This window comes from Fusobacterium ulcerans (assembly GCF_003019675.1).
Lineage (GTDB): Bacteria > Fusobacteriota > Fusobacteriia > Fusobacteriales > Fusobacteriaceae > Fusobacterium_A > Fusobacterium_A ulcerans.
This window is the reverse complement of record NZ_CP028105.1, coordinates 548,205-567,923: the sequence shown is the minus strand read 5'-3', so window position 1 is coordinate 567,923 and position 19,719 is coordinate 548,205. Positions and strand designations below refer to the sequence as shown.

At 23.7% G+C, this 19,719-nt stretch carries 19 protein-coding genes; 18 read left to right on the top strand and 1 reads right to left on the bottom strand.

Annotated elements, in window-relative coordinates; translation table 11 throughout:
* Window positions 1-82 precede the first annotated feature (82 nt).
* From C4N20_RS02630 to C4N20_RS02605, 6 genes are all read left to right on the top strand, one after another.
* Window positions 83-655 (top strand): BUD32 family EKC/KEOPS complex subunit, encoded by a 573-nt coding sequence (locus tag C4N20_RS02630; protein WP_005981161.1) that lies wholly within the window; start codon window positions 83-85, stop codon window positions 653-655.
* Window positions 656-838: 183 nt separating this feature from the next.
* The gene (locus C4N20_RS02625; protein WP_005981163.1) at window positions 839-1,288 is read left to right on the top strand and encodes an acyltransferase; all 450 of its coding nucleotides are present in this window, start codon (window positions 839-841) and stop codon (window positions 1,286-1,288) included.
* A 26-nt stretch (window positions 1,289-1,314) separates the two neighbouring features.
* Complete coding sequence (locus tag C4N20_RS02620) at window positions 1,315-1,641, top strand: BUD32 family EKC/KEOPS complex subunit (RefSeq protein ID WP_005981165.1); 327 nt, start codon at window positions 1,315-1,317, stop codon at window positions 1,639-1,641.
* A 61-nt stretch (window positions 1,642-1,702) separates the two neighbouring features.
* Window positions 1,703-2,443 (top strand): LicD family protein, encoded by a 741-nt coding sequence (locus C4N20_RS02615; RefSeq protein ID WP_005981167.1) that lies wholly within the window; start codon window positions 1,703-1,705, stop codon window positions 2,441-2,443.
* A gap of 170 nt (window positions 2,444-2,613) precedes the next feature.
* Window positions 2,614-3,468: a glycosyltransferase gene (locus tag C4N20_RS02610; RefSeq protein WP_005981169.1), complete on the top strand. Its 855-nt coding sequence runs from the start codon at window positions 2,614-2,616 to the stop codon at window positions 3,466-3,468.
* Window positions 3,469-3,478: 10 nt separating this feature from the next.
* Complete coding sequence (locus C4N20_RS02605; protein ID WP_005981171.1) at window positions 3,479-4,153, top strand: lipopolysaccharide core heptose(II) kinase RfaY; 675 nt, start codon at window positions 3,479-3,481, stop codon at window positions 4,151-4,153.
* A gap of 110 nt (window positions 4,154-4,263) precedes the next feature.
* Here C4N20_RS02605 and C4N20_RS02600 read toward each other — a convergent pair whose 3' ends face one another.
* Window positions 4,264-5,433 (bottom strand): IS110 family RNA-guided transposase, encoded by a 1,170-nt coding sequence (locus C4N20_RS02600; RefSeq protein WP_005976615.1) that lies wholly within the window; start codon window positions 5,431-5,433, stop codon window positions 4,264-4,266.
* A gap of 233 nt (window positions 5,434-5,666) precedes the next feature.
* Between C4N20_RS02600 and C4N20_RS02595 the strand changes: the two genes are divergently transcribed.
* From C4N20_RS02595 to C4N20_RS02540, 12 genes are all read left to right on the top strand, one after another.
* On the top strand, window positions 5,667-6,572 hold the full coding sequence (locus tag C4N20_RS02595; protein WP_005981174.1) for a glycosyltransferase: 906 nt from the start codon (window positions 5,667-5,669) through the stop codon (window positions 6,570-6,572).
* A gap of 12 nt (window positions 6,573-6,584) precedes the next feature.
* The gene (locus C4N20_RS02590; RefSeq protein WP_005981176.1) at window positions 6,585-7,811 is read left to right on the top strand and encodes an O-antigen ligase family protein; all 1,227 of its coding nucleotides are present in this window, start codon (window positions 6,585-6,587) and stop codon (window positions 7,809-7,811) included.
* Window positions 7,812-7,819: 8 nt separating this feature from the next.
* Window positions 7,820-8,986 (top strand): glycosyltransferase, encoded by a 1,167-nt coding sequence (locus tag C4N20_RS02585; protein ID WP_005981178.1) that lies wholly within the window; start codon window positions 7,820-7,822, stop codon window positions 8,984-8,986.
* A 288-nt stretch (window positions 8,987-9,274) separates the two neighbouring features.
* Window positions 9,275-9,949 (top strand): acyltransferase, encoded by a 675-nt coding sequence (locus C4N20_RS02580; protein WP_005981181.1) that lies wholly within the window; start codon window positions 9,275-9,277, stop codon window positions 9,947-9,949.
* A 307-nt stretch (window positions 9,950-10,256) separates the two neighbouring features.
* A complete protein-coding gene (gene rfbD / locus C4N20_RS02575; RefSeq protein WP_005981182.1) occupies window positions 10,257-11,684 on the top strand; it encodes a dTDP-4-dehydrorhamnose reductase in 1,428 nt (475 codons plus the stop codon).
* Window positions 11,685-12,845: a dTDP-glucose 4,6-dehydratase gene (locus tag C4N20_RS02570; protein WP_005981184.1), complete on the top strand. Its 1,161-nt coding sequence runs from the start codon at window positions 11,685-11,687 to the stop codon at window positions 12,843-12,845.
* Window positions 12,846-13,573: 728 nt separating this feature from the next.
* Window positions 13,574-14,716, top strand: coding sequence for a glycosyltransferase family 9 protein (locus C4N20_RS02565; RefSeq protein ID WP_005981186.1), 1,143 nt, complete (start codon window positions 13,574-13,576; stop codon window positions 14,714-14,716).
* Window positions 14,709-15,452 carry a LicD family protein gene (locus C4N20_RS02560; protein WP_005981188.1) on the top strand — a complete coding sequence of 248 codons (744 nt, stop codon included), beginning with the start codon at window positions 14,709-14,711 and terminating at the stop codon, window positions 15,450-15,452. The genes C4N20_RS02565 and C4N20_RS02560 overlap by 8 nt, the downstream gene beginning before the upstream one ends.
* A 114-nt stretch (window positions 15,453-15,566) precedes the next feature.
* The gene (locus C4N20_RS02555) at window positions 15,567-16,655 is read left to right on the top strand and encodes a glycosyltransferase family 9 protein (protein ID WP_005981190.1); all 1,089 of its coding nucleotides are present in this window, start codon (window positions 15,567-15,569) and stop codon (window positions 16,653-16,655) included.
* Window positions 16,656-17,843 carry a glycosyltransferase gene (locus C4N20_RS02550; protein WP_005981192.1) on the top strand — a complete coding sequence of 396 codons (1,188 nt, stop codon included), beginning with the start codon at window positions 16,656-16,658 and terminating at the stop codon, window positions 17,841-17,843.
* Window positions 17,844-17,860: 17 nt separating this feature from the next.
* The gene (locus C4N20_RS02545) at window positions 17,861-18,610 is read left to right on the top strand and encodes a lipopolysaccharide core heptose(II) kinase RfaY (protein ID WP_005981194.1); all 750 of its coding nucleotides are present in this window, start codon (window positions 17,861-17,863) and stop codon (window positions 18,608-18,610) included.
* On the top strand, window positions 18,607-19,710 hold the full coding sequence (locus C4N20_RS02540) for a glycosyltransferase family 9 protein (RefSeq protein WP_106878546.1): 1,104 nt from the start codon (window positions 18,607-18,609) through the stop codon (window positions 19,708-19,710). The genes C4N20_RS02545 and C4N20_RS02540 overlap by 4 nt, the downstream gene beginning before the upstream one ends.
* The last annotated feature ends 9 nt before the right edge of the window (window positions 19,711-19,719 follow it).

Here is a 19,719-nt window from a genome sequence, read left to right as displayed (position 1 = left end):
TAGTTTAACAGATATGGCAGAAAAATTCTAGCTACAAAAGTTTGAAAATATAAAAATTTAATAAAAAATACATGGGGGAAAGATGCAGAAAATTATAATTGATGGAGTTTTACGAAAGGTTGTATATGATACCGAAGCAAAAACATATACTAAGACAATAAAATTAAAATGGAAAAAGAAAATAAAATGTATTTTAGGTTTAAGGAAATATCCAGGAGAAAATATTAAATATATTGCTGAAATATTTCAAAAAAATGGAATTAAAACTTTTAATGTACTGGAATATTCGAAACATTCAGTTGTAACAAGTGAAATAGAAGGCAGAAGTTTAATGGATGAAATACTGGAAACTAAAAGTAAAGAAGAAGCTCAAATATTGATAGATAAATTTGTAAGTATAGTTACTAAAATTATAAATTTAAATGTGTATTATGGGGATTTTAATTTTAATAATTTCATAGTTTCTAATGGTGAAGTGTATGCAATAGATTTAGAAGACTATCGAAAAGACTTTCTTACTAAGTTTAGAAAAAAATCTACAATGAAGAGACTAAAAAGACAACTTTTAGAAAAAGAAGAAGTTTTAATAAAAATGCATGAATATTTTAATGGTGAAAAAATATATCAGCAAATAGAAAAAGAATTAGAAAAATAAATATAATATATTGAAATAACTATACTTCAAGATTTGAGGATAGTTATTTTTTTATTAAAATATAATTGACTTTTTCAAATTTAAAATGTAAAATTACTTTGAATATATTTGGTTTTAAGAAAATTATAGAATTCAAGTATGTTGTTTAAAAAATGAATATTTAATTATTATCTTGGGGGAGAAATGTTAAGAAGAATTCAAAGAATGATAGATATATATACTTCAAAAAAGAAAATTATTGCCAAGGCTAAAAAATTAGGAAAAAATATAGTTATAAATGATAGAGTAAAGATCAATAAAAATACAATTATTGGAAGTAATGTTCTACTTAATGGAGTAATAATAAGAGAAAATGGAAATGTAACTATAGGAAACAATATTTCTTTTGCAAAAGGTTGTTTAATTTTAACAGGAAATCATGACTATAAAACTGGACTTCCATACAGTGACAATGATATATATAAAGATGTTATAATAGAAGATAATGTTTGGATAGGTCAAAATGTGACTATTTTAGGTGGAGTTACAATTGGTGAAGGAGCAATTATTCAAGCAGGATCAGTGGTTATTTTTGATATTCCATCATTAGCTATAGCTGGTGGAAATCCAGCTAAACCTTTTATGAAGTGGTAACAAAAGAGATTCAAGGGAATTCTTTATTGGTAGAAATATTAGAAACAAAAGAAAAAGAAAAAGTAAAAATTCTCATAAATAAATATGTAGAAATAGTAGCGAAAATCATAAAATTAGGAATTTATTATGGAGATTTTAATTATTATAATTTTATTGTGAATAATGGAGAATTGTTTGTAATTGATCTTGAAGATTATAGAAAAGATATTTTTTTTATTTTTAGAAAAAATAAAATGATGAAAAGATTAAGAGAAAAATTAATATATATGGAAAAGCTTCTTAATAAGATTAATGATTGTCTTAATGGTGAAAAAATATATGAGCAAATAGAAAAAGAATTAGAAAATAAGTAAGTAAAAATATTTTAAATATGATATAATTTCCTTAATATTTATAATAAACTTGGAGGAAATTATGGATAAATTAAGAAAATTACAGTTAGTAGAAAAAGACTGTTTAGATTTTTTTGTGAAAATATGTGAAGAAAATAATCTTGAATATATATTAGACTTTGGAACTTTATTAGGTGCAGCAAGACATAAAGGCTTCATCCCATGGGATGATGATGTTGATCTGGGAATGCCTAGAGAAGATTATGAAAAATTTTTAAAGATATTTGATAAGTATACAAATAATGGAAGATTTTCTTTAGAGACGTATAAAAGAGGAGCTTTCTATAAATTGAAAGATAATAATCACTATATATTAAATGAAGATGGAAGTAAATCAGAAATTGATATTGATATTTTTCCTTTAGATTACTATGATGATGTAGAAAAAGTAAATTTTCTGAATGGATATTTAGAATTAAGTAAGGATAGGAGTTCTCTATGGAGAAAATGGAAAACTCATTTTAAAAGAGAGATACATTTAAAAATATTATCAAACAGTTTTTTCAAGAAGAAATTTATTTCAAAAACTAAAGGACCATACATAGGAAGAGGTGTGGAAACTGGATTTAAAATTAAATTGAATCTTGTAGAAAAATTCTTTCCTTTAACAGAAATTGAATTTGAAGACAGAAAATATAAAGCACCAAAAGATTATGATAGTTTTCTTACATTATTATATGGAGACTATATGACTCCACCTGAAAATCAAAAACCTTTACATCATAAACATATTAAAGATATAATAAAAATTGAAAATAAATAAGAACTACAGAAATAACTATACTTCAAAATTGAGGGATAGTTATTTTTTTATGTTTGAAATGAATTATATAGAAAAATAGAAAATTTTTTCCGATTTTTAGATAAAAACTTATTATAAAGTGATTGTTATGTGATATAATTATGATGAAAACAAAAAAGAAAGGTGAAAAAATGAAAATATCATTGATAATAACTGTATATAACAGATTTGAATATGTAGAAAATATACTGAAGTGTTTGATAAAACAGAGTGTTCAACCTTATGAAGTGATTTTTACAGATGATGGGTCAAAAGAGGACTTGAAAGAAATATTGAAAAAATACAAAGATAAATGTGAGTTTAAGATAAAATATATTTATCAAGAAGATTTAGGGTTTCGGAAATCAAAAGCTTGTAATAACGCAGTTATAGAAAGCAAAGGAGATTATTTAATTTTTCTAGATCAAGATGCTATTTTTCCTAATAATCTAATTGAAACTTTTATACAAAATAAAAAAGAAAATAAATTTTCTATTCTTAGAGTAATATGGTCTGAAAATGATGAAAGAATAGATATTCAGAAAACATTAGTGAAGAACAAATGGAGATATGAGGAAGTAATATCAAAAGTTTCATTCAGTCATTTTAAAGTATTGAAAAAATATCTTTGGAGAGATAAATATAATAACTTTAGATATAAAATAGGATTAAGAGATAGAGGCACAGGTCTTATGGGAATTGGATTTGCTCTGTTTAAAAAAGACTATATAGAAATAAATGGATATGATGAAGACTATAAAGGATGGGGAGGAGAAGATGCTGATTTAGGTTTGAGACTTTATGCTTTAGGGTTAAAATCAGTAACATTTTCTACAAAAATACCATCAATTCATATGTGCCATCCATTAGATCCCACTAAGACAGGAAATCAGAATAAGAAAATATACAGTGAAAAAAAAGAAAAAATTATAAAAGGAAATTATAAATGTACTTATGGAATAGAAAATAGAAAAGATTTAGATGGATATTATTTTGAAGAAATTTAGAAAGGAAAAAATGAAAAAAATATTTAAAGTAAAAAATAATGATTTTGACTTTTACTATATAGATGAAAAAAAATTAAAAATATTAGAAAAAATTTCTAAAGAGGAATTTAAAATAAAAAAAGAATTTAAAAATAGTGAAAGAAATTATGTTGCAGATATAGTTGTTGACAATCAAAACTATATATTAAAAGATAATAAAAATGAATATAAAAAATTTTTTTATATTATTAAAAAAATATTTTTAAATAGCGATGGAGTCCAAATTTTAAAGAATAGTATAAAGGTAAGGGAAGAAGGATTTAATAATTTTGCCAAAATAATTGGTATTATTGAAAAAAGAAAATTTAGAGTTTTAAAAAAATCCTTTGTAATTATGGAAAAAGTAGAAGGAAGAGTATGCGAAGAGGATTTTCTTAAAGATAAGGCTATAGAAGTAGTAAAAAAATTACACTTTATTAAGAGATATCATGGAGATTGTAATCCATATAATTTTATTGAAGAGAAAAAAAATAAAGAAGTAAAAATAATAGACAGTAAAATGAAAAAGATGATATTAGGAAATTATAGGGCTCATTATGATATGCTTACGATGCAATTAGACTCATATTCTAATATGAAATATCCATATTCAAAAAATATATATTATTATATTGCTTTAGCTGTAAAAAAACTAAAGAAATTGTAGGAGACCAACTATGAAAAGTCAAGATAAAAATAAATAAATTTCATCTTAATATTTCTGCATTACAAAATTAGAGTTTGAAAACTCTTTAAAATATTTTTAATCTAAGAATGTTAGAGTTGAAATTCTTGATAGATTAAATTTTTCTTAAATAAAGCATAAATCACTCTCACCAATTTGTGCGCAACATGCCCTAAAGCATTGTAATGAGATTTTCCCTGTGCTCTTTTAATTAAATAATAGTCTTTAAATATTTTGCTGTTTCTTACTAAATTCCAAGCAGTGTAAATTAAAGCATAGCGCAAATATGGAGACCCTTTTTTAGACATCCTACATGAAGAAGCATTGAAATTTCCTGACTGCCTTATCTTAGGATCAAGTCCTGCATATGCAAGTAATTTAGATGGGGAATCAAAATTAGAAATATCATTAATTTCTCCAATTATGCTGGCAGCTGCAACATTACTAATTCCTGGAATAGAAAGAATTGGTGATCCATTATCAAGAGAAGCTTCAATTTCTTCTTCTATTGATTTAATTTGCTTATCTAACAGCTCAATTAATTCAATTAATTGAGGGATATGTATAGATATAGATGTATCCTTGACACCTACAGAAGATTTAGCATGACTTTTTAAAAGTAAAGCATTTGCCATGTCATAATGGCCTTTAGAAGCTTTGCTTAAAATAGAAAATAATGATTTTTCTCTTAAAGCAGCTATTTTTTCTGTAGAAGGATATTTCTTAAGAAGGGCATAAAGAGCCTTAGTATGGATACCAGCTTTAAAAACATATTGTAGTTCAGGAAAAATAATATCTAGTAAAGAAACAAGCTGAATTTTACTTCTAGATCTTTGTTTAACTAGACTTTTTCTAAAACGAGTAAGTTTTTTTAGCGCAAAATTAGAAACATTGTTTTGAGAAACAAATTTGAAATTATCAAAAAGTAAAGCTTTAGCAACAGTAATAGAGTCTAAATGATCATTTTTAGTATCTCTAATATTAGCTTTACGTAAATGTGAAGTTTGTAAAGGGTTGATTACAGCAATTTTAAATCCTTTTTGAAAGAAAAAATTAATAAAATTTTCTCCATAATGGGCAGTTGATTCTAAACCAATAATAATGTCTTTAATTGGAAAATCTACAATTTTTTCATAAAGGGAGAGGAATCCAGGCATATTATTCTGGAATTTAAAATTAGAAAAAATAAGTTCCCCAGAATCAGAATCAACAAGAGAAGCCACATGATTTAATTTAGCGATATCAATACCTAACAATAACATAAACATCACATCCTTTAAAAGAGATAAGAAACTGCGCATCCACAAAGTTTTAATCAACACATCCTTGCAAACATAAAAAATCAAAAGAATTTTAACCAACTATAAGTGTTTGAGAAAAAACAGTGGCAATAATCTCCTAGTAAAAGTATTCAAAAGAATCTTTAGGCAAAAGTAAAAAGTCCACAGTTTCAATAATTAATTATATACCAAAATGAATTAAAGAAGGAGGATGTATGATAAATAATTTACTACGCTTTTATCATACAAGGACAAGAATGAAAATATCTGTCATAGTAGCAGTTTACAATAGATTAGAATATTTGAAAAATATTTTATTAGCTTTGGAATCTCAAATTGAAAAACCCTTTGAAGTGATAATTGCAGATGATGGATCTTCTGAAAATTTAGAAAAGGTTATTGAAAAAATTATTCCTCAAATTTCATATAGATTGAAACATGTTTATCAGCAAGATATTGGTTTTAGATTATCTAGATCAAGAAATAATGCAATTAAGTTTTCAGAGGGAGAATTTTTATTATTTTTAGATCAGGATATATTATTTGATAATTTTTTTATAAAAAATATAAAAGAAGTTATTAAAGAAGGAATAGTAATAAAAATGGATGCTATTTCTTTAAATGAAAAAGAAACAGAAAAAATAAAAACAGAGCTAGGTAGGCAAAAAAAATTTGATTATAAAATAATAGAAAAATATATAACTAAAGATGAAAAAAAAATAATAGAGAAAAAATATAAAAAGGATATAATTAAAAATTTATTATATAATTTAAATCTTGCTAAAAGGGGAGCTAAAATAATAGGGTTAGGAATAGGTATATTTAAAAAAAATCTTATTGAACTCAATGGATTTGATGAGAATTATATAGGGTGGGGATATGAGGATGATGATTTATGTAATAGAATTTATTGTTATGGATTAAAAGTAATTCCATTAAACTATAAGAATATTTTAGTTCATATGTATCATGGAGAAGATATAACTAAAAAAATTAGTTTAAATGAAAAGTATTACTATAAAAGAAAGGATGAAATTTTTAGAAAAAAAGATTATAGATGTGAATATGGATATGATAATTCAAAGGATAAAGATGAATGTAAAATTAAAATTATAAAATAATAGGAGAATAAAATGGAAGTATCAAAAGGAAATATTTTGAAAAAAGTAAATATTGCAGGAGAAATAATAATTTATTTATTTGCATTCTCTATGTTTATAGACAGTAAATTAACTATGAAAATTGGATATGTTTTGCAGGGATTAAGTTTAATAAAAATAGGTTTAGATTATAAAAATATAAAATTAAAGGGGAAAGAAATTTACTTAACATTTATAATTATTTTGATAATAGGAATTATATTTAATTTTATTTCAACTAATGGTGATGGAGTAAATAAATTTATGGATCGTAATTTGAAATTTTTTAATGGAATAATGCTTATATTATTCATAGATAATTGGAAAAAATTAAAAAATCTTCTCTATATAATCATAGTAGGAAGTTTATTGTTAAGTTTTGATATTATAAATAATTCAAAATATGTAAAATTAGATTTCATAAGAAAAAGAGGAATATTAACAGTAGCAACAGGATTTACAATTTCTTATTGGTTGGAAATATTAAAAAATTATAAGGATAAAAAAAAATGGGGAGAAATAATTATCTGTTTTTTTATAAACTTATATTTATTAAAAGGTGTTGGGTATTCAGATTCTAGAATGGGCTTTTTAGTTATAATAGGAACTGTTGGAATATATTTGTTATATATAATATGGAAATTGAAATTTGATTTTAAAAAAATTGTAGGAATATTTTTGGCTGGATGTATAATTTTATCTCTTTTCTATGTTGTAGCACCTCCTCAATTTAAAAGTGAGATAAAGACTTCATTTCAAACTAAAAATAATTTTTCAAATGAGGCGAGATTAATAATGTGGCAAGGAAGTTTAGATGCTTTTTATTCTTCACCTATAATAGGAGTAGGAAGTGCGGTAAGTGATACTCAGCCATTTGTGATAAAAGCAGCAGAAAAAATGAATAGAAGCAAGAATTTAAATGATGCTTTTATAAGAAGAAAAGCTTTTGGTGAGGCTCACAGTATATATTTTAATTTTTTATCTCAAACTGGATTATTAATTATAGGTTATTTATATTTATTATTTTATTTAATTCCTAAAAGATTTTTAAAATCTCAAAGGAATGAAATTTTATCAGGATGTTTTTTTGGTGGAGTTTGTTTTTTACTTTATGGAATAACATGGAGTGTATGGGGATATTATGGAGTTGTCCAAAACTTTTTTCAAATTTTATTAAGTATGATGATAGTAGCAAGTGAATTAAAAAAAGAGGAATTTTGAGAGGAAAGATGAAAAAAATTTTATTTAAAGTAAAAGGGCTTGGAATAGGTGGAATAGAAAGGTTAGCAATAGATATTTTAAATAATCTAAAGCTAGAAGATAAAAAAATTGTTTTATTGATTGAAAATAAAGAGGAAAATTTTTTAGAAGATCAATTGGATAAGAATGTAGAAAAGGTATATTTAAAACCGGATTGGTTCAATCCATTTCTTGTTAAAATAAAATCAAGAAAGAAAAATATTTTTTATAAATTGTTATATAATATTTTAATGAGTTGTGAAAAAATAATATTATCAAAAAGTATAAACAATTATATAGAGAACAATAAAGAAGCAGAAATTTTTATAGATTATAACGGAGAAGCAGGAAAATATATTCATAAAATAAAAAATATAAAAAAAGTTATGTGGATTCATTTAAGCTTTTTAGGAATAAAAGAAAATAAAAGAAAAAAATTAGAAAAAAGATTTCAAAATTTTGATAGAATTGTTACTATTTGTGATGAAATGGAAGAAGAAGTTAGAAAACTTTTTCCAATTTTAGAAGAAAAAATTATAAAAATATATAATTTTATAAATTTTGAAAAGATAGAAGAAAAATTGAGTAAATTTAACTTAAATATACAAGAGGAAAAAATGCTAAAAGAAAACTACTGTATTTCTGTAGGAAGATTAGCAACTGTTAAAGATTATGAAACAATAATAAATGCATTTAAAATTTTAAATGAAAAAGGTATAAATGAAAAACTATATATAATAGGTGATGGGAATAATAGAGAGAATTTAGAAAAGATGATAAAAGTAAATAGATTAGAAAATCAAATTTTTTTGTTGGGGCAAAAGAATAATCCATATATTTGGATGAAAAATGCAGATATGTTTATTCACAGTTCTAAATTGGAAGGGTTTGGACTTGTATTAGTTGAAGCAATGTATTGTGGAGTTCCAATAATATCATCTGATTTTAAATGTGGGGCAAAAGAAATTTTATTAAATGGAGAATATGGTGAATTATTTGAAGTAGGAAATTTTGAAGAATTAGCACAAAAAATAGAGAAGTTATTATTTGATAATGATAGAAGACAAAAATATATTCTAAAAGCAAAAAAAATGATAAAGAAATTTTCTATGAAAAATATATTAATAGAATACAAAAAATTATTAGAAGAAAAATAATTTATAAGTTGGATTTAAAATTAAATAAAAAATATAATCTAAGAATTTGTATATTTTTTAGTTGTGTATAATAGAGTTTCTTTTAATAAAAAAATTAAATTAAGTTTATATTAAAATGTCATATAACCAAATGCAGAAAAAGTTAAATGATATTTAATTATATATTTCTATTAAATAATAATTTAAATCTTTTATTATAAAAAATTATATATTATATATAAAGAATGTGAAGTTTTCTGACCCTATGAAATAATAAATGATATTGAAATTTAAGAAATGGAGATTAAAATGAAAATAAAATTTTTGATAAATAATTTTAAAATCTTTGGAATATTTAAAACAATAAAAAATTCTTTTTATAATAATAAAATTAGAATTTTTAATACTAATAATTCTTTAAATATAGAGAGTGAAGATATAAAAAATCTTGATCTAAAAATAAATGGAATAAATAATAAAATTATAATTAAAAATAATGTAAAACTAAAAAATTTAAATATCCAACTTTCAGGAAACAATAATATACTACAAATAGAAAGAAATTCCTTTATCCAAAATAGTACTATTACTGTAGAAGGGAATAATAATATTACAAATTTTGGATATGAAAACAGTATCTATGGAATACGAGTATGGCAATTTGAAAACGATGGAATAATTTCAATAGGAAATAGTTGCCTATTATCTTATAATATTGAAATTAGAAATACGGATTCTCACCCAATTTATGAACTAAAAACAGGAAAAAGAATTAATCAAAGTAAAGATGTTGTGATAAAGGATAAGGTATGGATTGGTCAAGGAGCTAAAATCTTAAAAGGAGTAACTATTGAAAGTGGTAATGTAATCGGTCTAAATTCTATAATAACAAAAAATATATTAAATAAAAATTCCATTGTTGTAGGAAATAATAAGATAGTAAGAAAGGATATAATATGGAAGAAGGATTTCATAAAAAATTAATTGTATAAAAAGTGTGGAGAAAAAATTTTGTAAATTAAATAAAGAGTGATTTGAATAGTTTTCTGTGAATTTTAAATTTATCATAGAAAACTGTAATTATTTTTAATTGATATTTGACTACAATATATTCTATAAGTCAAGTTTTTTTATTGATAAATAAATTATACTTATTTATAAAAGGTTATGAATTTTTTTAGTATTTTATTTAGTTTTATGATTTTAAATTTTAAGATTTTAATAGCTTTATTCAGCTTATTGTAATAATGTGATATAATATCAAATAGAACTTTAATTATTTGGAGAGATTATGAATAAATTAAAAAAACTAGAAATAAACTTACAGGGAATATACATAATTGAGCCTTTAGTATTTGAAGATAGTAGAGGTTTTTTTCTTGAGTCATATAATAAAGCTGAATTCGAAAAAATAGGAATAACAACAAATTTTATACAGGATAATCATTCTAAGTCTAAAAAAGGTACACTTAGAGGACTTCATTTTCAAATTAAGCATTCTCAAGCGAAACTTATAAGAGTAATAAAAGGAAAAATATTGGATATTGTAGTTGATATAAGAAAAGGCAGCAGCACATATGGAAAATGGTGTGGAACTGAGTTAAGTGCAGAAAATAGGAAGATGCTGTATATAGCAAAAGGCTTTGCACATGGATTTTTAGCGCTGGAAGATGATACTGAAATAGAGTATAAGTGTGATGAATATTATGCACCACATTATGATTCTGGAATAATGTGGAATGATAAAGATATAGCTATTGACTGGAATTTTGAAAAAAATGGATTAAAAGAAGAGAATATAATTTTATCTGAAAAAGATAAAAAGCATCAATCTTTTAAGGAATACACAGAAAAATATAGTGGAGAAAATGTATTGCTTACAGGAGCAGATGGACAGCTAGGTCAGGACTTTCAAAAACTTTTTGATAAATTAAGTATAAAATATACAGCTACAGACTATAGAGAATTAGATGTAACTGATAAAGAAAAAGTAAAAGAATTTGTAGATAACCATGATTTTACAATGATAATAAACTGTGCTGCATACAATAATGTAGATAAGGCAGAAGAAGAACTGGAGAAATGCTATGCTCTAAATTCACATGTTCCTAAGTATCTGGTAGAGATATGTAAAGAAAAAAATATAGCATTTGTAACATATTCAACAGATTTTGTATTTGACGGAGAAAAAGAAATACCATATACAGAAGAAGATATTACAAATCCATTATCAATATATTCAAAAGCAAAGCTAGAAGGAGAAAAATATTCTCTTGGTTATGACAAAAGTTTTGTAATAAGAACATCATGGGTATTTGGAATGGGGAATAATAACTTCTGCAAGCAGGTAATAAATTGGAGCAAAGGAAAAGATAAATTAAGGATAGTAGATGATCAGATATCATCTCCAACATATTCAAAAGATTTAGCAGAATACTCATGGGAACTTATTCAGACAGGTAAATATGGATTGTATCATCTGTCAAATGATGGAGAAGCTTCTAAATTTGAACAAGCGCAATATATATTAAAAAAAATAGGATGGACTGGAGTACTTGAAAGAGGAAAAACAGAAGAGTTTCCATTGTCAGCTAAAAGAGCTCAATATTCTAAACTAGACAGCAGTAAAATAGAGAAAATAATTGATAGAAAAATACCACACTGGAAAACAGGAATAGATAGATTTTTAGAAGAGATGAAAGAAAAGGGAGAGATATAGATGAAAACATATCTTGTAACAGGAGCAGCAGGATTCATAGGAACAAATTTTGTGAAGTATATGCTTGAAAAATATGGAGAATATATAAAAATAGTAGTTCTAGACAAACTAACTTATGCAGGAAATATTGAAAATATACAAAAAGAAATAGACTCTAAAAAGATAGATTTTGTAAAAGGAGATATCTGTAACAGAGAATTAGTAGAGGATATATTTTCTAGATATGAAATAGACTATGTAGTAAACTTTGCAGCTGAATCTCATGTAGATAGAAGTATATCAAATCCACAGATATTTTTAGAGACAAATATATTAGGAACACAAAACCTGTTAGAAGTATCTAAAAAATTCTGGAGCATAGGAAAAGATGAAAATGGATATCCAGTGTATAAAGAAGGAAAGAAATTTCTGCATATATCCACAGATGAAGTGTATGGATCGCTTTCAAAAGACTATACAGAAGCAAAAGAACTTGTACTTAATGATAAAGTAAAAAAAGTAGCAGAAGGAAGAAAGAATTTAAAAACATATGGAGATAAATTCTTTACAGAAGAGACGCCACTAGACCCAAGATCACCATACTCAGCTTCAAAAACATCAAGTGATATGATAGTAAGAGCATATGCAGAGACATATAAATTTCCAATGAACATAACAAGATGCTCTAATAATTATGGACCATATCAATTTCCAGAAAAGCTGATACCACTTATTATAAAAAATATATTAGAAGGAAAGAATCTTCCAGTATATGGAGATGGAAGTAATGTAAGAGACTGGTTGTATGTAAAAGATCATAATAAAGCAGTGGATATGGTAATTAATAATGGAAGATTAGGAGAAGTATATAATATTGGTGGATTCAATGAAGAGAAAAACATCAATATAGTAAAACTGACAATAGATACTATAGCTAAAATAATGAAAGAAGAACCAGAGTATAGAAGAGTATTAAAAACTGATGTAGAAAATATATCATATGCTTTGATAAGTTATGTGCAGGATAGACTGGGACATGATGCAAGATATGCAATAGATCCAGAGAAAATAGTAACAGAATTAGGATGGTATCCAGAGACATCATTTGATAAAGGAATAGAACAAACAATAAGATGGTACCTGGAAAATCAAAAATGGGTAGGGGAAGCTTTAAGTAGATAATAAAAATAAAATATTTAATTAAAAAAGAGATTGGAGTAAAATCCAGTCTTTTTTTGTTTTTAGAGTTTTTTTAATGGTATTGAAGAAAAATAAATAAGATAAAAAAGTTCGCTTTTATTTAAAAAGGCGAACTTTTATATTTATAGAACGATTTGCTTTAAAAATGAAATTTAAAAATACAAATTAAAAACTAGGAATAAAGATTATATTAATATAAATTATACTCTTTCTATGTGAAATTGTCAATTTTTAAAAATTTTCTTCATATAAATTTTATTTTATATAAATAAGAATATAAGATAATAATGAAACAGGACGCCTTTTTAAATAAAAGCGAACAGTAGTGAAAAAATGTTGCTGTAGTTAAAAGTAAAAAACTAAATAAATTAAAAATAGGAATTTTAATTTTTAACAACAAATGTTGAATTATTTTAAAACACAATTTAAACATAATTATATTGCAAAAAAAGTTTAAAATTAATCTTAAAGGTTATTATTGTAATGTAACAAATTTTATTTAATTATTTTTTAAAAAAATAATAATTTTATATTTTATTTTTAAAATTAAAGAACTGTATTTACTAAAACTAAATTAATTTAAAAAAATGAATAGTGGTAAAAATAATGTATTTAATGTATAATTTTGTTTGAAAAAACAATTTCATTATCTTTTAAAGTAAATAAAAAAATGAATATATGATTAATTTTTATAAAATTGTGGGGGAATTATGCTGAGAAAATTAAACAGAATATTTCAAGATTGTATGAGAGAAAAGAGGTTAAAGTTAGGAAGATATTTATATGATAAAAAAAAGATTAAAGAAGAAATAAAAGTAGGAAATTTTATAGAAAATAATAATATAAAAAAAATATTATTTATGAGATATGATGGAAAAATAGGAGATATGGTAATAAATACCTTAATGTTTAGAGAAATAAAGAAAAAGTATCCACATATTGAAATAGGAGTAGTAACAAAAGGTGGAGCAAGAATAATAATAGAAAATAATCCAAATGTAGATAAAATATATGAATATCAAAAAGATAGAAAAAGTATAAAAAAATTAGCTTCTAAAATAACAGAAGAAAAATATGATTTAGTAATAGATTTTTCAGAAATATTGAGAGTAAATCAAATGATGCTAATAAATTTGTGTAGAGCAAGATTTAATATGGGATTAAATAAAGAAGAGTGGAGTCTATTTGATATATCATATTCAAAACCAGAAGGATATATTCATATAACAGAAATCTATAGAAGAATATTAGAGAAATTAGGAATAACAGATATCACAATAGGCTATGAATTGTTTTTCGATGAAGAGCAAAAAAATAAAGTTGATGATTTACTAAGGGAGATTAGTCATAAAAAAATAGTTGTATTCAATCCATTTGCAGCAAGTAAACATAGAGACCTAAATTTAGAAAACATATTAAAAATAGGAAAAATAGTTCTTGAAGATGAAAATAATATTTTGATTTTTATAGGAGAAAAAAGAAGAAAGAAAGAACTTGAAAATGTAATAAAAGAATTAGGAAAAGAAGCAGTTTTTCCAGAATTAGAAAATATAATGGAGACATCATATTTGATAAGTAAAGCTGATTTAGTAATAACACCAGATACTTCAATAGTACATATAGCAGCAGCCTTTAAAAGAAAATTGATAGCAATTTATAGGTTGGATAATAAGGAAGAAAATAAAATAAATAGATATTTATGGGCACCTAATTATGAAGGATCTGTACAAATATTTTCTAAAGATTTTGAGATTACAAATGGAGAAGAAGCAGATATAAATAAGTTTGATGTAAAAGAAATAGAAAAAGAAATAAAAAAGTTATGCAAATATTCTTGGAGGAAAAATGAGTGAGCTTAGAAAATTACAATTAATAGAAAAGAATATGTTGGATAAATTTGTAGAGATTTGTAATGAAAATGGCATAGAATACTGGTTAGATTTTGGAACTTTATTAGGTGCAGTAAGACATAAAGGATTTATTCCATGGGATGATGATATTGATATAGGAATGGATAGAAAAAATTATAATAAACTACTTTCTATTTATAAAAATTATGAAGATCATCCAGAAATTTCAATAGAATTTTTAAGAAATAGAAACTTAAATGTATTTAGTAAAAAAAATTATATTATTAATGATAAATTAGAAAAAAAGAAAATAGCTATAGATATTTTTCCTTTTGATTATTATTCTAATATAAAATTAATGAGGTTCATAGACAAATACTTTGTTAATTTAACTCAGGAAAGAAATGAAAAAGGAAAAAAGAAATTTAATTTAAGAAATATCTCTAAATTTTGGCGTTCACAAATTTTAAGAAAGATATTTAGAAAAAAATTATTTTTAAATTTTATAATTTCAAACAAAAAACCTTTGTATATAGGAAGAGGTCTAGAGGCACATTTTAATTTAGTACTTTTGCCATTTGATGATTTTTATCCATTAAAAACATTAAAATTTGAAGGGGAAACATATACTGTCCCTAATAATTATGACACTTATTTAAAAGAAATATATGGAGATTATTTGAAAATTCCACCTGAATCTGAAAGAGAATACCATCATTTGATAAATAAAATCATATAAAAAATATGAGATGACCAAAAGAGTATAAAATAATAAAAAAATTATTGTAATGAATAAAAAAAGTAATAAATGAAGTAGTGTAAAAAATTATCTTGAGAATTATGGGGGAAAAGAATGAGTAAGTTTAGAGGCCTTTTCATAAGACTAGTGGGAATGAAAAATAAAGAAAAAAATATAGAGTTGGAAAATATAAGAAGAATATTAGTTCCAGGTGGAAGAATAGGAGATATGGTATGTGAAACACCATTGATCAGAGAATTACATGAGTTTTTTCCAGAAGCAGAGATAGATGTTTATTTAGATAAGATAGTAACACCATTGTTTAAAAATTGTCCATATTTAAATGTTATAGAAACAAAAAGGGGAAGCAGATTTGTACATAGAGTAAAAATATTAAGGATAATATCTTCATGGTATGATGCATTTTTGAAAAGAAAGAAATATGATTTATATTTTGAATTTACTAGTGGATTAAGATTCTATAGTGTATTTGCTTTAAAAATAATGAAACCAAGATATAGTATAGGGGTATATAGGGAAGAAAAACATGGAATAAAAAAAGATGAATTAACTATTTTTGATAGATATATAGAAACAAAGAAAAGTAATCATATGAGAGATATCAGCTTAGCAGGAATAGAAGTATTGGGGAAGAAAGTAGAGAATAGAAAATATGAATTATTTTTAGGAGAGATGGAAGAAAAGTATAAGGATTATTATTCCAAAGAAAATATAAATATAATATTTAATTATACAGGTGGAAATATAAAGAAAAATTTGTCATTAGAAGAAGTAAAAGAAAGCTGTAAAAAGCTTATAAAAATAGATAAAAGAATAATTGTATATGTGATGACATTACCAGATAAATATGAAGAATTGAAAAAAGAAATAAATGAATTGAAAGAAGAAAGAATAAAAATTTGTGAAAAAACAAAAGATATATTAGAAGCAGCAGCAATGATAAAGTATGCAGATATATTGGTAAGTGTAGATACAGGAGTAGTACATATAGCTTCTGTGTATAATATACCAGTAATTTCAATATTTCCAAATAATGAAAATAGTATAGAATATTTTTCACCAAAATCAGAGTTAAGTTATGTAATAAAGTGTGAAGACAGAAATTGGATAAGAGATTTTGATAAAGAAGAGATGAAAAAATACATAGAAGAAATAATAGAGAAATTAAAATGGAAGGTATAGATGAAGAAGAAAGTAATATTCAGAAGTGGAAGTTTAAGGATGGGAGGGCTTGAAAGAGTCTTAATAGAAGTTCTTCAAACTATTGATAAAGAAAAATTTGATATTTATCTTGTAATAGATGATGATTGTGGAAAAGAAAATATATTTGAAAAGGATATACCTAAAGATATTCCCTACTTTTTTCTTAAACCAGAAAAATTGATAAGAGAAACGGAAAAATATAAAGAAAAAAAGAAAAATATTATATATAAATTGATGTATAACTTAATGATGGAAAAAGAAAATAAAGTTATGTATAGAAATATGCAGAAAATATTAAAAGATATAGGGAAAATAGATGTAATAGTAGACTTTGATGCAGGAGCTTCAAAGTATATAGAGAAATTAGATATAAAAAAGAAAATTGTATGGATCCATAACTCTATACCTAATTTAAAGAAGAAAGAAGGTAAGATAAAAAGATTTGGAAAGAGATTAGAAAAATATGACAGAGTAGTGGCTATATGTGATGAAATGAAAGAAGAGATAGAAAATATATATCCAAATTTGAAAGGGAAAGTAAGCAGAATATATAATCCATTTAATTTTGAAAGAATAGAAAAGTTAATGGAAGATGAAAGAGAGTTAACAAAAGAACAAAAAAAAATGCTAAATGAAGATTATTGTATTGCAATAGCAAGATTGGATAATGTCCAAAAGGATTTTCTAACGCTTGTAAGAGCATATAAGTTTATTAAAGAAAGCGGAATACAAGATAAATTATATATCATAGGAGATGGACCTTCAAAAGAAGAAATAATTAATGAAATAAAAAAATTAAGTTTAGAAGAAAATATTAAATTAATAGGACTTTCAAAGAATCCATATATATGGCTAAAGAATTCTAAATTATTTGTACATAGCTCAAAATATGAGGGATTGCCAACTGTTTTAATAGAAGCATTGATATGCAATAAAATGATAATATCTTCAAATTGTCCAACAGGACCTAAAGAGATATTAAAAAATGAAAACTGTGGAAAATTATTTGAAGTAGGGAATATAAAGGAATTAGGAGATTATCTAATTGAATTTTTGACTAATAAAAATAATAGAGAACTATATGAAAAGAATGTAATTTTAAGGAAAGAAGAATTTAATAAAAATAAAGTTATAAAAGAATATGAAAAATTAATAGAAGAAATTTAGAGTAGAGGATAATTGAAATGATAAAAAATGAAAAGTATAAAGAATATAATATATATTATCCAGAAGAAGAAATATTCTATGAGGAATTAGGAAAAAAAATAATTGATAAAGAATATAAAGAGTTAGAAGTATATAAAAACACAGAGAGAAATTATGTAGCAAAAATAGAAATAGAAGGAAAGAAGTATATATTGAAGTCTCCTAAGTCGGAAACAATAATACCTCAGAGAAAAATACAAACATTTATAAAAAAAGGAGAAGCATTAAATACTTTAATAAATGTGAGAGAAAGAATAGCAGAAGGAATTACAGAATATGCAGTTCCCTTTTTAGCTATAGTGAAAAAAAAGTTTTTCATAAAAGAAAGCTACATATTAATGGAGTGTGTAGAAGGAAATTCAATAAAGAGTATTTCTGATATAGATGAAATAATGGAAATAGTTAATAAATTACATAAAATAAAAATATATCATGGAGATTTAAATACTTCAAACTTCATAAAAAGCTTAAATGGAATAAAAATAATAGATACTCAGGGGAAGAAGGAAAAGTTTTTTTATTTTAAGAGATGGAATGATCTTTTTATAATGAAGAATGATTTGTTAGTAATAGAAAAAGAATATAAAGTAGAAGAAAAATATTATAAAAAAAACAAGGATTTTTCATACTATGTAATTTTACTTATAAGAAAAATAAAAAAGCTAAAATTTATAGAAAAAATAAAATCAAAGAAAAAAGAGTTGAGAAAAAAAGGATGGAAAATATGAAAAAGAAATTTTTTTTTAAAAAATCATATGTGAGAGATGAAGTAAATGTTTTTTTTACCAATTTTTTTCTTTGCTTTTTCAAAAAAAAAATTAAAAACCCTCAAAAAATAATAGTTAAAATGACTGATGGACTGGGAGATATTGTAATAAGAAGTAAATTAATAGAAAAGATTATTGAAAAATATGGATATGAAAATGTATTTTTTTTAGTAAGAGAAGAATATAATTTTCTTGGAAAAGCTTTAGAGTTTCCGATTATTACTATTTCAAGAAAAGAAAGATATAATTTAATTAGAAGAATAAAAAAAATGTATCAGATTAATAAAATTGGAATAAAAAAATTTATTAATCTTGAATGGAGCAATGATGATCTTATACGAAATATTTATTCAAAAGAAAAATTAGGAATAGAAGCTTTAGAAGAAGAGGATAAAAAAAATAATAAATGTTATACAAAGAGTTTAAAATTAAGAACAAAAAAAATTTTTAATGAGGAAGAGAAAAATATAATTGATTTTCTAAAGGAGATAGCAATATTTTTATTTGATAAATCAATAGAAAAAGAAGAATTAATTCCAAATTTAAAAGATAAATTTTACACTTCTTTTTGTAATGAAGGTATTGTGATTGGGGTAGGAGCAACTGATAAAAATAGAGTTTGTAATCCCTATAAAATGAGTGAATATATAAAGGCGATGGTAAGTATTTGTCCAGAAGAGAAAATTTATTTAGTAGGTGGTGGGAAGTCTCAGGAAATATATTCAAAAAAAATAATTGAGTTATGTTCAAATGAAAACATAGTAAACTTAGTAAATAAAACTAATTTACAAAGTGTTTTGGAAATAGTGGCAAAGGCAAAAATTTTTATTGGATTTGATTCTGGTTTATATAATTTTAGATATACACTAAGAAAAAAACAAATAGCTCTATTCAGGAGCAAGAAGGTTCCATATGTTCATAATGAAAAATTTACTAAAATATTAGAAGGAAAAAAAGAGAATTTAAATGAAGTAAAAGATGAAAAATATTCAAATTTGGAAATAAATAATATAAGTATAGATGAGTTTGAAAAATCTTTCATTGAACTTTTAAATCTATGAATTAATAAA